The sequence below is a fragment of the Desulfosporosinus hippei DSM 8344 genome, assembly GCF_900100785.1.
In the GTDB taxonomy this organism is placed as follows: domain Bacteria; phylum Bacillota; class Desulfitobacteriia; order Desulfitobacteriales; family Desulfitobacteriaceae; genus Desulfosporosinus; species Desulfosporosinus hippei.
Map to the genome: position 1 here is coordinate 1 of NZ_FNCP01000022.1, position 16,696 is coordinate 16,696.

Here is a 16,696-nt window from a genome sequence, read left to right on the forward strand (position 1 = left end):
TTTCACAACATCATTGTAGAAAGCCGGTTTTGATTTCTTTCGACTCTTGAAGTTTGGTTTATCGGCAAGTTTCTTGAAGAATTTTTTGTAAGCATTACAAGCATCCTTGATCGCTTGTTTCGTGATATTGTTAGAAACATCATAAAGCCAAGAGAACTCTTCGGTTTGCTTTAATTGGGTTAATTCTTTTCTTAGCTCATGATCCGAACGAAACTTGCCGCCCTTAGCAAAGTTTTTTTCTTGTTGATCTAGTGCCCAGTTATAAGCCCATCTTGCAGTTCCGGCAGATTTCCACAGTTGATGTTCCTGTTCTTCGGTGGGCTTGAGTCTAACTTTCTTCCCCAGTATCATTCTCAAGCAACTCCTTGATCATCTTCGAGCAATATGGCGGGGATTACCAATAAGTTTGGAAGTTCACCAATTAAATAATAGTACAATTCAAAAGCACCCCATTAGTAACTGCACACCAACAGCATTATAAATTATCAATAGGGTCTTATAGGGTTTTATGTATTTTGGCTACAGTTTTATACCTCCCTCCCACCAAAATCTCGAAGGGTTCCGTTTAGTCCAGCGACTTCACTTGGTCATAGAGTCGGATACTTTTCCGGTGGAATCAATCTCATACTCCAGTTCCGAATCAAATGGATTGATAGGGATTTCATCCAAATATGGCCCCTGCCAATTCCTTACACTCTCTGGATTATGAACTAATTGCCTAACACTGCTGGGATAAGTGCCCACATCAATCTTATATAGTTGGGCAGCACCTTCTATTCTTTGGATATTTGCTTGATTAATATGCTTCTGTACAGTCTTGGAAGCAGAACCGAAATGTTGAGAAAAAGTTGTTAGTAATACTCCCATAAGGAAAAGGACGATTAAAACTTCCCATAAAGTAAAACCGGATTGCTTTCCCAACTAACTCACAACTTTCAACTTAATACACGAAAATTATTACATTAAACTTCTTGTTTCTCTATCTATTAAGAAATCCCTCCTGCTCTCGACATAACTTTATTAGAAATACTGGCAATTGCTACTCTTCTGGATTAACCACACGATTACTTCTCTGATTGGCATATTATTACAGCAATAACAGCGAAAATCTGACAAAGCTCCTTGAGCCTAGCCAGATTTTCTTACTTAAAAGCCTATAATAGTATTTATTCCTTCGAAACATTGAAAACCCTCCAGAATTCTTAATTCTGGATGAGAAGTTCAGCTGATACGACCTTAAACTGGTGCTTTGTCCATAGTTTTTCTTAAACTGAAATGACTTCTCACTGTGTCTCTCACTATATGAGAACCTCTTTCCAAGCTGCTAAAATCTCAGAGTCGGAGCATTCCTTAGATACAAGGGCTTGCCCAATTCCTTGGGGAAGAATTAATATCTTTCGGCCCCCTTGATTTTTCTTATCCGCTTGCATTTTGTATAATAGATTTTGCGAATCCAGCCCTTTAATTTTCGTCAACAAGCCATAAGAATTTAGCAAAGCAATTACTCTATCCACCTCTGCTGAGGTCATTAGTCCTTTGGCAAAGGCTAGATGCGCAGCAGCCACAATCCCAACGCTGACCCCTTGTCCATGAGTTATACCTCGGTAATCCATCTCGGTTTCTAGGGCATGCCCGAAACTGTGTCCTAAATTTAGCAGAGCACGAATCCCTTGTTCTCGTTCGTCTTGAGAAACTATTCTTATTTTGACAAGGGACGAGCGGGTTACCATTTCACTCCAAATCAAGCTATCCCTTTGCTTAATAGGTTTCTGTTCATTCTCAAAAAACTGAAAAAGATCCCCGTCGGCAATCAAAGCATGCTTGATACTTTCAGCCAAGCCATTCTCCACTTCTTCCCAAGGAAGTCTTTCCAGGGTTGAGAAATCTGTCCAGACTGCTTGAGGGGGATAAAAGGCACCTAAAATATTCTTGCCAGCCGGATGATTTACAGCCACTTTTCCACCAATGCTGCTGTCTACCTGTGCCAACAGGGTTGTAGGAACTTGAATTAAGCGAATGCCTCTCATGAATATACTGGCAAAAAATCCGGCTAAATCTCCGATAACTCCACCGCCCAAAGCAATGACCAGGGATTTGCGATCTGTGCCATGGCCTAAAGCTTCTGCCGTGAGCTGACTTAAGCGATCCAGGGACTTTTCCTCTTCTCCGGCCGGGACAATTAGGAGATTGATACGGTAATCCTGCAAACCCTTCATTAGTCGTTGAGCGTAAAGGTCTGCAACAACTTGATGGGAAACTATCAAGATATGCTCTATATCGTCGAATTGATGGTGGAGGTATTCTCCCAGACCTTCAAGAGATGACCCCAGATACACGGGATAGGGTTTATCTGCCGCTATTTCGATCTTTTGCTGCATCGCTAAGCTCATCCTTCATCACCCTCTCTAGCAGAAGAAGAATCTCTTTGACAACTTCATCCACGTTTTTTTGCGACGTATCTACTATATAATCCGCTTGGACATACACGTTCTGCCTTTCAGACCAAAGCTTTTCAATGGCTTCTCTGGGACCTTTAAGGAGTGGGCGATCATTCTTATGCCCAATCCGACTAAGAATCGCCTCCAAAGAAGCATGGAGAGCAATCACAATTCCGTTTTTAGCCAAAGCACTCAAGTTGAGTGGATTTAAGACAGTTCCGCCTCCCGTGGCAATTACAAGTTGTTCCTGCTGACTAAGCCTGGAAACGACAATACTCTCTTCGGAACGGAAACGAGTCTCCCCATGCCGACGAAAGATTTCACTGACACTTAAACTGGTTACTTCTCCAATCTCACAGTCTGTATCAACAAAGTTCCAAGAAAGTGACTGAGCCAAGCGCTTCCCAACCGTGCTTTTGCCGGTTCCCATAAATCCAATGAGAACAATGTTCCGCATGGAGATCCTCCTCTCACTTTTGTCGTAAATATGCTTGATACTCCTGCCAAGCATTTTCTAGTTCGATAAAACTATCTGCAGAAAACTTATCCAGTACCGCTTCTGCAATGACCCAGGCCACTACGTGTTCTAACACGACTAAGGCCGCCGGCACGGCACAGACATCGGAACGTTCTACACTTGCCTTTACCACTTCTTTAGTTTCTAAATGTACCGTATCTAAAGGCTGATAAAGGGTGGGAATTGGTTTCATAACCGCTTGAAGAATGATTGGTTCTCCGTTGGTCATGCCACCCTCTATTCCGCCGGCATTGTTGGAAGCCCGGGAAAAGCCCTTACCCTCTGCATAACAAATTGGATCATGAACCTTAGAGCCCATACGATCACCTGCTTCAAACCCTAGGCCAAAGGAAATACCTTTGATTGCTTGAACAGAAAGGACTGCTTGGGCAATCTTTCCGTCTAATTTTCGATCCCACTGTACATGAGATCCTAATCCTGCCGGAAGATGATGAACCTGTACTTCCAGAATTCCACCTAGTGATTCCCCTTGTTCTCGAGCCAAGATTAGCTGTTTCTCCATCTGCTCTTCAGCCACCGGATCGCCAACGGACCACTCCGACTGTTCCACGTGTTGCCAATAAGCTGCCTCATCGGTAAATTTGGCGTGAACACCACCTACTCCACGGACATGTCCGCGAATTTCCACCCCTAAGGAATCCAGCATCTGCCTGGCAATATTCCCAGTGGCTACTCTCATCGCTGTTTCTCTGGCGCTCGCCCGTTCGAGGATATTCCGAACTTCAGTACGATATTTGAGTGATCCCGTCAAATCAGCATGTCCAGGACGAGGAGTCAGAACTTTTCGGCTTTCAACATCAGCCTCATCCCTCCAGGTCATAATTTTCTCCCAGTTCTCCCAATCTCGGTTGAGAATCTCTAAAGCGATTGGAGCTCCTGTACTTAATCCGCCCCGCACTCCGGATACAAGCTGGACTTCATCTTGTTCAATGGCCATTCGACCGCCTCTGCCGGGGCCTTGTTGACGCTTTCCGAGAGCCTTATCAATGTAAGCCTTGGAAATCTTCATTCCCGCGGGAAGGCCCTCGATAATTCCTACTAATTTCTGACCGTGTGATTCCCCTGCCGTTAAAAACCGCACTTTCGTCTTCCCCTTCTATGTCTTACTTCTCCCGAATGCGCATACCTACCGGGGCCACAATGACACTTTTCTGTTCACCCAAGGAATTTGTCAAAGTGATCGTTGTCCCCACACTTCGTCCTAAAGCATTAAAGGTTAAATCTCCCGGGCTGCCTAAAAAACTGATGCCATCTTTGAAGTAGACGTTTTTTATTAATTTGCCTTGCTTGAATATTTGGTAATGGTGATCCCCTGCTTGGTAATAAAATTTAACGGCGTACCAATTATTTTCAGCCATTGCCGCCTGCCGAGTATCCCGTATATCTTCTAACAGTTGAGTTGCTTGAAAGGTTAAGTGCTGTCTTTCAAAGTTAATGGGAAGCTTGATGAGCAAGTAAAAGCCCGAGCCTGCCAAAAGGATCAGAACCAGCAGTATCTCCAGCAGAGTAAATCCCTGCTCTCGGCCCCTGACTTTTAATGCACTCACCATAACATTCATCCCTTTAATCTATTCTTTATAAAACATACCCTGAAAAAGCTGATTTTTAAGGGCTTGCCTCATTGCATCAAGGGGGGCCTGTTCACCAAGCCAAAACTCCCAAGCTAAGGCACCTTGATAGAGAAGCATTTCCAGGCCATTTTGAGTGCGGCATCCCAACTTCTTAGCCTCTCTCAAAAAACTGGTTTCCAAAGGGTTAAATATTATATCGACAACCAGAGCCTCTTTATTAATCCCTTCAATAGAAAAAGGAAAGGGTTCTTTATTCAGCCCTACAGAGGTAGTCTGCACTAAGAGATCCAGGTTTTCCAGCCAGTCTCCCGGCTCGAACTCTCCAAATGTCGCTGTTCCCCCCACGCTGTGAATGATTTGAACCAAACTTTTTGCTTTTTCCAGATTCCGATTGAGGATATGCAAATTCATCCCCTGCTGGGCCAGAGCCATAGCAATCCCTTTACTGGCTCCGCCTGCACCCAGAAGAACTGCTTTTTTCCCTATTAATCCTCTAAGGTCATTTTCTACGGAACGAACAAATCCGTTCCCATCCGTATTGTGACCAATCAAGCGACCATCCTGGTTTTTCACAGTGTTCACTGCTCCAGCCTTCTCTGCTTCAGGAGTTAGCGAATCCATAAAGGAAACAATAGCTTCCTTATGAGGCAGCGTGACATTCCACCCAGCAAAGCCCAAAGCCCTGAGACCTTTTACCGCATCTTCCAAACAACGCTCTTCTACCCGAAAGCGCTGATATTCTGCGTTAATCCCTAATGTCTCATACCCAGCATTATGCATGGCAGGAGAGAGAGAATGCTTGATTGGATTACCTATAACTGCAAATTGTTTTTCCACGGATAACATTCCTTTATATCCATTTTCCGTTATTCTACGCCAATATAGCCTACCTCAACTCTAAACTCACCCAAGCAAGAGCACTAATCAGAGCTTGTCAACGCCCCAAACCTTCAGATCCAAAATCGGAAACGTTTCCGATTTTGGCCACAAGCTTGTCCGCTTAATGCATTGGGAAGGAAAAGGGTACTCTGTGGCACCCCAAAAAATTATACTACCTGACGGGGGGCTAATATACTGAAAAAGGAATGGCTAAGCCATTCCTTAATGCTTAATGAATTTTCGGGCTGAAGGGTTTCGCAGAAGCGAAATGCTTCATAATCCAAACGAGCACCTTCTCTATTCGACGCATAATCCGGGTTCCGATAAACTCACGATCATTAATGGGGGTGACTAAAATCGTATATAACCCAAGACGATTTCCGCCTAAAATATCCGTAAATAACTGATCTCCGATCACTGCAGTATCCTTTTGGCCTGTTTCCAGGAGCTTCATTCCTGCCCGAAATGCTTTGCGGCGCGGCTTGGTGGCTCCGAAAACAAAAGGTATCCCTAATTGATCTGCTACTACGGCTACACGCTGTCGTTTACTGTTATTCGACACCACACATGCTCGAATTCCAGCTGCCTTAACCTTTTTAAACCAGGTTTCCACTTTAGGAGCTACTTCCAAATTATTCCATGGGGTCATAGTATTATCTAAGTCTATGATTAGCCCGCGAATCCCATCCCGACTAAGCTGTTCTACAGGAATGAGATCGAGGGAATTAGCTTGATGCGTCGGTTGAAAATACTCTAACATAGAATCCTCCAAAGTGTGTAAGTTTCTATCATTATACCTTAGAGAATGCCACAAGAGCAAGTAACGGACTATCTATTTGGATCAATCTTTGCCATCTCTTCCATTAATTTTTGAATAGCTTTCTTTTCGATGCGCGAAACATATGACCTGGAGATTGCTAAGGCTTTGGCAATTTCGCGTTGTGTCCTCTTGGGACTGTTCATTAATCCATAGCGCAATTGAAGAACCAGTTTTTCCCGTTTGGTCAGCTTTTTGACAAGTTCGAGTAAAGCTTTTTGCTCGGATTCATTTTCAACCTTTAAGGAAATATCCTCTTCATTAGAACCTAAGACATCAATGAGGGAAATTTCATTTCCCTCTTTATCCATGCCAATTGGATCATAGATCGAAACTTCACCCCGGGATTTTTTTAAAGATCTTAAATGCATCAGAATCTCGTTTTCAATACAACGGGCAGCATAAGTGGCCAACTTGGTCCCTTTATTGGGATCAAAGGTATTTATCCCTTTGATTAGACCAATCGTCCCAATGGAGATTAAATCATCTCCATCTTCTCCAGTCCCATCGAATTTTTTAACAAGATGAGCCACTAAACGCAAATTATGCTCCACTAAGATATTGCGGGCATTCTCCACTTCCTGAGTTAAGGTGAATGGTTCAGTCTTGCTTTCACTTAGGATTCTTAAATAACGCGCCTCGTCCTGCTCATTTAGGGGTTGTGGAAAGGCGTTATTATTGATATACGAGACAAGTAAGGTGACTCCCTTTAGAACTGAGAGAGCTACGCTAACAAAGAACAGTTCTGCGATCAAATTCTCCACTCCTTTCGCATGGTATTCTAATACCTATGCTTAGAAATTGGAGATTTTGCTTATCCACTTTAATTTATTGAAAACCGCCTCACCCATGTTTCAGGGAGGCGGTTTTCAATAAACAAATTACAAGAAGTCCGACAACTACCTTATCAATTTCAGTTTATAATAAGACTATTATCTTAAAGTACAAATGGTACAATCATTAGAAATACACCGAGTTTCACAGATATCTCTCCGCTACCCTAGTAATATAAATAGTTGTTCACATACCAGTGCAAGAGCTGCCAACCCCACATGATTGTTGTAAATGTGCCAATAACAATAAACGGCCCGAAAGGGATCCTGCTTCTTCTGGTCGCTTTACCAAAGAGGATCAATAGCAGACTCAACATTCCTCCCAAAACAACTGAAAGAAAGAGCGCAAGTAACGTCATTCTCCAACCCAGAAATAACCCGATTGGCGCGAATAACTTTACATCTCCCATGCCCATGACCTCATCACCCTTGTAAATAACTAGTCCGATTAAGCTAACACCGAATAAAAATCCAGAGCCAGAAACTAAACCTAGTAATGGATTCCACCAACGATCGTCAGAATAGATTTGGAAAGGCAGGAAAAGGTTATAAACAAAGAGGACTGCTCCCCCAATAAGTCCGGTAATTACCAGCTGATTAGGAATAATCTGATGGTCTAAGTCGATGAAAAAGACAGCGATCAAGATAAAGGTTAAAAACAGAAAGGCCAAGAAGTCAACTGTCAATCCATATTTAATGAACAAGGTTACACAAACGATTCCTGTAAGCAATTCGACGAAATGATACCTAGGGGATATTTTTCGATCACAATATCGGCATTTTCCATGGTGTATCAAGTAGCTTAAGAGCGGAAGAAGGTCAAATGGTTTCAGTCTGGTTCCACAGTTAGGACAGTGTGCTGCTGGAGATACTATGGACTCCCCTCGTGGGATCCTGTAGATGCAGACATTTAGAAAAGAACCCATGATAAAGCCGAAAATGAAAATAATGCCGTACATAAGCATACAATCATCCTTTTTATTAATTTCAGATTCTGAACCCAAACAACTATACATCTGCGCCCTAGGGTTTCACAGAAAAGACCTCCAGCAATTTGAGGTTTTTGCTTCATTGCTAGCACAACTCAAACTTGGGAGGTCTTCTCTCAATTATATCTACTGGACATAATCAACAGAATAGTGTCTTCAATTAGTGCAAGGGTGGAGCTGTTCCTACATTTATACTTAAAGACAAAGAAGACGTGTCGACCTTAATACTTGTATCTGGGGCTGATGGGTTTTTCGCATTCTGAGCAGTCGCAGTTAGTATAATGAGTAAAGGGTTGCCTTCTTCTGTTACTTCTTTGACATCTGTTATCAGAGCATCGAAGGTGTACCTACCACTTACGAAAGTTGTGTCAGGAAGTAATTTCTTCGGGTCTGTACTATCCTTCTTGAGGCTGATTCGCTGATTATCGTGATAGATATTTGTAATTTCAACTTTCGCGTTACTTTCATCGAAATTCATCCTCAGATAATTAGCTTCACCACTCAGGTCAAAAGAAACACTTGCCTGAATTGGGACATTTGGTAATATCGAGATTTTATGATCTCCACTTTTAGTTGTAATACTAGGATTTGACAATAAAAGTGTAGGCGTACTGTCGCTCACCGTGATCCCCAATACTTGCGTGTTACCAGTGCTAAAGGTGAAGGTGAGGTTCGTTGGGATTTCGCTCGTCGGTAGTGTTGATAGATACGTTGTGCTGAGTGTGACATCGCTCCCCGAGACGGTGTAGTCGATGCCTGCATTCAAGATGGTGCTTCCATTTGTGATGGAAGTTAAACTACTTCCTTTCAACGTCATCGTTACTTGTATATCCGCATAGTGCCCTGTGCTCGTATTCGACGTGTTCTTATCAAAGGTTGCTGTGGTTGGGCTGATCGTCGGCGTACTATCGCTCACCGTGATCCCCAGTACCTGCATGTTCCCACTGCTAAAGGTGAAGGTGAGGTTCATTGGGATTTCGCTCGTCGGTAGTGTTGATAGATACATTGTGCTGAGTGTGACATTGCTCCCCAAGACGGTATAGTCGATACCTGCATTCAAGATGGTGTTTCCATTTGTAATGGAAGTTAAACTGCTTCCTTTCAACGTCATCGTTACTTGTATATCCGCATAGTGCCCTGTGCTCGTATTCGACGTGTTCTTATCAAAGGTTGCTGTGGTTGGGCTGATCGTCGGCGTGCTATCGCTCACCGCGATCCCCAATACCTGCATGTTCCCACTGCTAAAGGTGAATGTAAGGTTCGTTGGGATTTCGCTCGTCGGTAGTGTTGATAGATACCTTGTGCTGAGTGTGACATTGCTCCCCGAGACGGTGTAGTCGCTGCCTGCATTCAAGGTAGTGCTTCCATTTGTGATGGAAGTTAAACTGCTTCCTTTCAATGTCAGTGTTACTGTTATATCCGCATAGTGTCCTGTGCTCGTATTCGACGTGTTCTTATCAAAGGTTGCTGTGGTTGGGCTGATCGTCGGCGTGCTGTCGCTCACCGTAACGGTCAAAGTCTGCGTGCTTCCGTCACTGAAAGTGAACGTCAAGCTCGTAGTTCCCACACTTTGTGCCGCTAGATATTCTTTCAGAATCGTTACTGTACTTCCGCTTCTGTTATAGTCTCTGCCTTCAGTTAAAGTTACGCTTCCGTTCTTGATACTGCCTAAGCTCGCTGAGTACAAGGTCATCGTTGTGCTGACATTTGCAAAGTTCGTACTCGCACTGTTTTTATCAAAGGTTGCCACTGTTGGGCTGATTGTTGGCTGCCTGCTGTCACTCACTGTAATAGTCAAAGTCTGCGTGCTTCCGTCACTGAAGGTGAACGTCAGGCTCGTTGTCCCCACACTTTGTTTGGCCAAATACTCTTTCTTAATCGTGACGCTGCTTCCGCTAATTGTATAATCGTTTGCTGTTAAAGTTACACTTCCGTTTTTGATGCTGCTTAACGTAGCTGCGTTTAAGGTCATGGTTGTTGCAACATCAGCATAATGACCGGGATTTATGTTAGCGCTGTTTTTATCAAACTTCGCTGTCGTTGGGCTTATCGTTGGCGGCGTGCTATCACTCACCGAGACGGTCAATGTCTTAGTGCTTCCGTCACTAAAAGTAAACGTTAGGTTCGTCGTCCCTATACTTTGTGTGGCCAAATAGGCTTTCTTAATTGTGACAATGTTTCCACTAATCGTATAATCACTACCTGAGGTCAGATTTAAGCTTCCGTTCTTTATACTGCCTAAAGTCGCTCCGTATAAGGTCATGGTTGTCGCTACGTCCGCATAGTGACCCTCACTCGTATTATCGGGGTTTTTGTCAAACGTTGCTGTCGTTGGGCTGATCGCTGTTTGGGAAGCTACTGTGAGCTGGGCCGAAGCATGATAGGTAGTATTATTAAATAAATAACTAGCGGTTATTGTACAGGTGCCTAAACCGTTGCCGGTGGCTTCTCCATCTGACGAAATAGATGCCACACTTGGATTACTACTTGACCAAACCGGAGTTACAGGTAATGGTCCACTTGCAGGTATACTTAATAAATCGTTAGCACTACTAGTAATATTTAATGTACTGCAGGATAATTGGACAGTATTTCCGATAAGGCGACCATTAATAGTCTCATTAGATGCGTACACACCAATTCTCCCCTTTGGAGCATAAAAAATACCATTCAGTGTCGCAACAGAACTACTCACAGTTATATTACCATTCTTAGAATAAATGCAGACAGATGCATCATTGGCCAAAGATATACCACTGCCACTGATAGTTATGTCTCCAGTTGCCACTATTGTACCTTTTCCGGAAATTCGACTGCCACTTATTGTAAGATTACCCGTTACATAAATCGGAGATGAAAGATTGATGTCAGTATTGCTATAATTTTTATTTCCTACATATGATTGTCCAGCTGCATTAGCCTGAGTTTTAATGATTTCACTAAAGTCAGGCATGTCTATATAGGCAGCATTTTCAACAGGTGTTTTCATATTTATGCTGCTACCCCATACATTCACTGTTTTTACAGCCTCGCAAGTTCCGGTCATATTGAAGTTAGAAGAACTAGATTGAAAAGCATTATTTGTATGAATATCTCCATTAATTGTCAAGCTACTTCCATATATCCCCAATAAATCACTCGAACTCCCTGAGAAAATCGAATAGTCAAATGCGTTAGAAGCACTGTTACTAAAAAGGGCTTCGAACTGTTGCTTAGAGCCAAATGGAATTGTTGCTGCTGAAGGGCTAATATAAAGTGAAGGTGGAGCTGCTATAGCTTGAGTTGGTGCACTTGTTACTGTACCCGAGTAATTACCGATACCTGTCGCCACTACTCTAATGAACTTAGCTAAATCAGCTGCAACTGGGATATATGTGGTTCCTGTTGCTCCTGTAATGTTTGAATAGCTGCCACTTACTGCAGAAGCGATTTGCCACTGGTAACTCGCGTTAGCTCCTTCGGGTGTCAAGGCTCCTGCTGTCAATACTGCTCCGACTTGAGGTGAACCACTTATGGGCCCTATGGCTGTAATCGGTATTATTATACTAAAAGAAGCAGAATTTGAGGCTCCGCCATTGGCAGCAACCCCTTTAATAGTATGACTGCCTGCTGCCAATGTTCCTATGCTATAGGTGGCTTGGGCACCGTCTGTACCAGTATTGATAGTGGCGATGGGAGTAGTACTATCATCTATATAAACAGCAACGTTCTGATTTAACATATCATTATTGTTGATATCCTTGACTCGGAAATTTGCCGCAGTTGGATTAATTGATCCTGGAATTAATGTTATCCCCACACTATTTGCCCCCTGTGTTGGAGGAACAACAGGGTCTGGATCATAGGTGTCAGTAAAATACCACTTTTTTATATCTACATTAGCATTTGAGCCTCCCGTCGACCCAGAAAAGCCAACATAAACTTCTTGGTTGTTTAACTCATTACCAACGTTTTTAGAAATTACACGATTGGAACTTGATGTTTTAGTCGAAGAAGGTCCATACGTTGCTGTCAGGGTGGTTCCATCGTAGTCAATCCAGACGTTGACATCGAGGGTTCCATCCTCTTTGTAAAGAGTAAGAGTTCCTGGATTAGTCCGAGTTAACGCGGTCCCTGCTCCTGTAGTCACCACAGTTCCCGTTGTTAACGTACCGTCATCGATCGCATCCTTATTTACCGGATCATGCATGTTATTACCATTTTTTACGATCGCCACATGGTTGGCATTCGGATCATAATAGTACTGACCCGTTGAGGTTGCAACGTCCCAACCCGTATTTTTCCAAATATCGAATTCAACTCCCAGAGATTTCCCAACGCTCTGATAACCCAGTCCTGCACCCCAGTTTCCTACCTTAGGTTCTGGGTTACTCTGAACGACGAAGGTCAGTCCATCTGCTGGCAAGGCTGACTTACTACCATTCATATTCATTACAAAATACGTACTGAAACCGCCGGTAAGCTTAACTTTGCTGCGTCGAACCACTATTCCATGTTGATTGCCAGTATTAGGAACAATCCGCAGAATACCTGTAGAAGTCGTATTTGCGTTCGCCCTCTTCCATAATAGGCTTGTCCCACCGTCACCAGCCACATTGGCTGGGGTGAATTGGTCAACACTAATGGGAACAGCAGCAGCATGTACCTGGGCTGGAACCGCTGCAATTATAAGCATAAAAAGGAATAGAAAACTTACTGTCTTCAATACTTTGTTTTTCTTGAGTATAGCTAGACCTTGAACTAATGATGTATACATAAGTAACCCCCCCGTTCAAAATGAGAAAGCCTTCAAGGTAACGTGATTGCTCAAAGATCTGTTTGGTGAAAAAGCCATCGCGGTCTCAACCGATAAAGATACTCCAAGTATGTAATAATTTGAAAAGAAAAGGATCTTAGGTGTGTTCTCTCTAAAACAAAACCATCTTTTTTTAATTTAATTCTAATTTTTCCATACCGACTAATGATATCTCTCCTTTCATACAACTCTCTTATTAACGTACAATGTATATATTCGCTACCCCGCCCTATGACTCGCGTAGCATTTATCCATATAATTAGGTCGAATATACAATGCAGAAATAGTTTACATTTTTTTCTTAAGCAAAGTAGGTCAATCCTACCAAACTCATCATAAAACTAAGATTAATGCCATAATGATTAGCGCTCTGATAATAAATCGGAACGGATACAATTACTACTGCTGTATCTCCTTCCATTCAACAATTTTGTAACGCACTACATTTTTTCTCACTGCTCCGTCATAGGAAGTCGTTGTGACATTAGTATCATCACCCATTGATAATTTTGCAAAAAATCTCCTTGCATTTCCATCAGCTACCAATACTGTCTGAATTACATCTTCGTCATAAGTAATGGTTGGACTACCCTCCACTTTTACATTTCCTTCACAAATAATTGTTCCATTTAACGAACCATCTCCAACAATATCCAAATCACCTTCGCAATAAATGATACCCTTAAGTTCGGAAGAATTGCTAAGGTCTAGAATAGCCGGACTACCAAAAGACGGCTTGAGATAGACGAAGGTGGGTTTTTCGGAAGGGATGACGTTAATAGCCGTATTTAATGTAGTATTAGTAAAGATTGCGGATTTTTCAACGAAGACTCCATCAAAGCTAGTTGCTAGTTTGTCGGCAGTACCAAGATTCCATGTTTTAGCGATAAATGAATTGTATAATGATTCTTGAAAGGTACCGAAAGCATTTTGATTATCAATATATCTAAGAATAGAATGGGGCTGGAGATCAGTCGAGAGATCAAGACGGTAATTAGTGGGATCGGCGGGATCAGGGTAAGTGATTTTTGGTCCATGGACAATCCTACCATGAAGTAATGCTTCCCCCAGCGAATATCCTTCTACTTTATCAGGGTCCAAACCTGAAAAAATATTTGTTTGAACGGGGTCTCTTCCCAGATGTTCAACCAATCGAAGTCTTTTTGCATCAAATTTATCTGATTCTTTATTAAGTGTAGGGGGTTCCTCTCCCCGTAATAAATAGAAAGAGTTACCCGACTGGGGATCTAGAGTATATTGGTCAGAAACATACATGTATTGTAAAAATGCATTATGCCAAGGATTTGTGGAATCATTCAAAATATCTGATGGCACCGGCGTCAGATAAGCACTAAAAATATTTGAACTACGTGCTGTGATGCTTTCGCCCGTTCGATAATACCTTTTGCTGCTAATTGTATCATAACTTGCATCATTATTTTCCATGTATTCTTCGTATGCTCTGTATCCTGCATACTCTGCATATGCGGTTCCCGGCACAATAAATTTTCCGTTTAATTTTATAGTGCTTCCAGAACTTCCATCTTGTGATAGTGGCTTGTTATTAATCACAGTGCTACAAGCATTAGGATCCTTCTTAATTGCCTCAGAATTAATTCCAATTAAATTCCCACGACCCAGCGAGCTGCCGACTGTTATTTCAGAACTTGTTCCATTCATTTTGATATCATTAAATGCAGTTACATTACCATCTACAGAGATTACACTATTGTCGACATATTGACCCTTATAATTTTTTTCATCCACCGAAAGGCTGTTGCAGTATACATTACCACCATATACATCCTCATAAATTAAAGGAATGTAAGGTTTATCAGCGGTCATTAAGTTTTGAATGAAATCATCAGAAGACGTTATCATTGTATGAGCTATGTCTTTCATGGTTCTATAATCGAAAAAAAGATTGTTGTTAGCAAATACTTGATTCTTTAAATCAGTAGAAATTGAAGTTGATGAATCTGAATACAAATGAACATTTATCTCAGATTGACTACCAATTATATGAAGATTCCCTCTGGAATACACATTACCATAGATATCTACATTTGCCCCGTCGCTATATACACCAGCTGGATAAACATTTGTGTCGTTGTCATTCAGAAGTGTTGTATCATCTCTGTCTTGAAAGAATATAACTTGGTTTTCAGGAAACTCATCCTTATCTGCAGAAAACAAATCTCCATTAATTCTTTTATCTCCACTTCCCTCAAAGCCAATGCTGCCAGTCGCTGTAATTACATTCGTCCAAACAGGATTACCATTAAATGTTATTTTTTTCGATTGTTGTACCATCTCATAAGCTGGAAGCTGAACATTGAGCTTGACGGAAACAGCTTTTCCGATTACAGAGGAATCATTAACCGCAATTTTTTCAATCAACTTTAAATCATTCAGAATATAACTATCATCAAATAATGCACGCTGATAGGCATTTAAATCATTAATCGGTTCCGTATTATTCTTTAGATAAGATGTTGTAAATCCATCAGTTTGGTGCAAATTCAATTGCATCAAGCTAGATGCGTAATAATAATAAACCCTTTTTAAAGTATCCTCCATAAACTTCTTTTTTTCCGCGTCCGACGTGTTTGGGTCTAAGGTAGTTTGCCATTGAGTATATATATATTCTTGTCCGTCCAAAACTCCAATTCTAAGCTCGTCATCTGAATCGATATCTGTCTGATCTTTAGCATAATAATGCCCAGCCATGTAACGTTGGGCTTGAGCTTCAGCTATTTCCAGCTGTGCACTTAAATCGTTCACCTTTCTCTCTGCTTCCATATCCAGTTTAAAATAATCTTTGGACCAATCCCGATGTTTGGCACTCATTTGGATATTAGCCACGCTTGTCATAAGTGAAACTGTACCAAAAGAGGTCAGTATGAGAATTATAGACAATGCCATAAGCAGCGCATTACCCTTTTCACTTTTCAGATTGATGCGTATCCGTCTTGGCATCCCTCTCGCTCCATCCTGAATTTAATTAGTATGAATGTACTTATTTGCTGAGTAATCAAACATTTTTGTACCAACATACTCATTTGCGGCATCTTTGCTTAATCGAAAGGCAGTAAGCCTCAAATCGCACCTTATATTACTGGAACTGGAACTGATGTCGCGAACGTAAGATACACTTGAAGCTCCCTGCCCTGTATCAAACGTTACATCACTGTCATTCACTGTATAATAAACATAGAATTGCACTTCCAAATCAGAGTTATTGATTAACTTTATATTTCTTAATCTACTTCCATAATCAACCCTAATAGGCAAAAATTTATTCTTTATCTTAGTCGTATCAATAGACGTAGTACTTCGTGCTGACTCCACGCTGCCATTATAATTGGTATCGATTTGATTTATTATCACTGATAAGTCAGCAGTGTAATCTGACAAATTAATTATTTTAGCGAAATCAGGATAATACCCCGTATCAGATGCTGTTGGAATGCTAGAGTCTGACTGCCACTCGCCTTTAACCATAATCACAGCCTCATCAGGAATATCAACTGGAATATCTGTTAAATCGGGAGTATCGGTTGTATCAAAGGGAATTGGTTCTATAGGGTCACCATTCCCTTTATAATAGATGTGCAAATATCGTTTTCCATGACTGTAGCCTAATGGGTCAGCTTTAAACGTTTCAGCTTGTTGGACAGTAATTGTATTGGCTAGATCGGTAAGCTGTGCGTCTTTATTAACATACGTAGTTGTCACGAACATTTGAAGGAGCGACGTTGAAACAATGGCCACCACAGCCAGAGCAACCATCACTTCAATTAGGGTAAAACCTTGGTTACGCTTATAGTTCAACA

Annotated in this window: 13 protein-coding genes; all 13 read right to left on the bottom strand. The window is 41.8% G+C overall.

What is annotated here, in order from left to right:
* Nucleotides 1-351: helix-turn-helix domain-containing protein (locus BLS16_RS16630; RefSeq protein WP_143015545.1), on the bottom strand; the 351-nt coding region annotated here is incomplete at its 3' end.
* A 228-nt stretch (nucleotides 352-579) separates the two neighbouring features.
* The gene (locus BLS16_RS16635; protein WP_092334798.1) at nucleotides 580-921 is read right to left on the bottom strand and encodes a competence type IV pilus major pilin ComGC; all 342 of its coding nucleotides are present in this window, start codon (nucleotides 919-921) and stop codon (nucleotides 580-582) included.
* 377 nt (nucleotides 922-1,298) lie between these two features.
* The gene (gene aroB, locus BLS16_RS16640; RefSeq protein ID WP_092334799.1) at nucleotides 1,299-2,378 is read right to left on the bottom strand and encodes a 3-dehydroquinate synthase; all 1,080 of its coding nucleotides are present in this window, start codon (nucleotides 2,376-2,378) and stop codon (nucleotides 1,299-1,301) included.
* Complete coding sequence (locus BLS16_RS16645; RefSeq protein ID WP_092334800.1) at nucleotides 2,347-2,895, bottom strand: shikimate kinase; 549 nt, start codon at nucleotides 2,893-2,895, stop codon at nucleotides 2,347-2,349. The genes aroB and BLS16_RS16645 overlap by 32 nt, the downstream gene beginning before the upstream one ends.
* Before the next feature lie 13 nt (nucleotides 2,896-2,908).
* Nucleotides 2,909-4,057 (bottom strand): chorismate synthase, encoded by a 1,149-nt coding sequence (gene aroC / locus BLS16_RS16650; protein ID WP_092334801.1) that lies wholly within the window; start codon nucleotides 4,055-4,057, stop codon nucleotides 2,909-2,911.
* A 22-nt stretch (nucleotides 4,058-4,079) separates the two neighbouring features.
* Nucleotides 4,080-4,526 (bottom strand): prepilin-type N-terminal cleavage/methylation domain-containing protein, encoded by a 447-nt coding sequence (locus BLS16_RS16655; RefSeq protein WP_092334802.1) that lies wholly within the window; start codon nucleotides 4,524-4,526, stop codon nucleotides 4,080-4,082.
* Nucleotides 4,527-4,544: 18 nt separating this feature from the next.
* Nucleotides 4,545-5,384: a shikimate dehydrogenase gene (gene aroE / locus BLS16_RS16660; RefSeq protein WP_092334803.1), complete on the bottom strand. Its 840-nt coding sequence runs from the start codon at nucleotides 5,382-5,384 to the stop codon at nucleotides 4,545-4,547.
* 271 nt (nucleotides 5,385-5,655) lie between these two features.
* Entirely contained in the window at nucleotides 5,656-6,186 is a 531-nt protein-coding gene (locus tag BLS16_RS16665; protein WP_092334804.1) for a YqeG family HAD IIIA-type phosphatase, read from the bottom strand.
* A 68-nt stretch (nucleotides 6,187-6,254) separates the two neighbouring features.
* Nucleotides 6,255-6,998: an RNA polymerase sporulation sigma factor SigK gene (gene sigK / locus BLS16_RS16670; RefSeq protein ID WP_092334805.1), complete on the bottom strand. Its 744-nt coding sequence runs from the start codon at nucleotides 6,996-6,998 to the stop codon at nucleotides 6,255-6,257.
* Between the two features lie 245 nt (nucleotides 6,999-7,243).
* A complete protein-coding gene (locus BLS16_RS16675; protein WP_486598908.1) occupies nucleotides 7,244-8,035 on the bottom strand; it encodes a prepilin peptidase in 792 nt (263 codons plus the stop codon).
* 190 nt (nucleotides 8,036-8,225) lie between these two features.
* The gene (locus BLS16_RS16680; RefSeq protein ID WP_092334807.1) at nucleotides 8,226-12,821 is read right to left on the bottom strand and encodes a X2-like carbohydrate binding domain-containing protein; all 4,596 of its coding nucleotides are present in this window, start codon (nucleotides 12,819-12,821) and stop codon (nucleotides 8,226-8,228) included.
* 438 nt (nucleotides 12,822-13,259) lie between these two features.
* Nucleotides 13,260-15,839, bottom strand: a complete 2,580-nt coding sequence (locus BLS16_RS16685) for a DUF2572 family protein (protein WP_092334808.1) — start codon at nucleotides 15,837-15,839, stop codon at nucleotides 13,260-13,262.
* Nucleotides 15,840-15,860: 21 nt separating this feature from the next.
* Nucleotides 15,861-16,694, bottom strand: a complete 834-nt coding sequence (locus BLS16_RS16690) for a type IV pilus modification PilV family protein (protein ID WP_092334809.1) — start codon at nucleotides 16,692-16,694, stop codon at nucleotides 15,861-15,863.
* Between the last annotated feature and the right edge of the window lie 2 nt (nucleotides 16,695-16,696).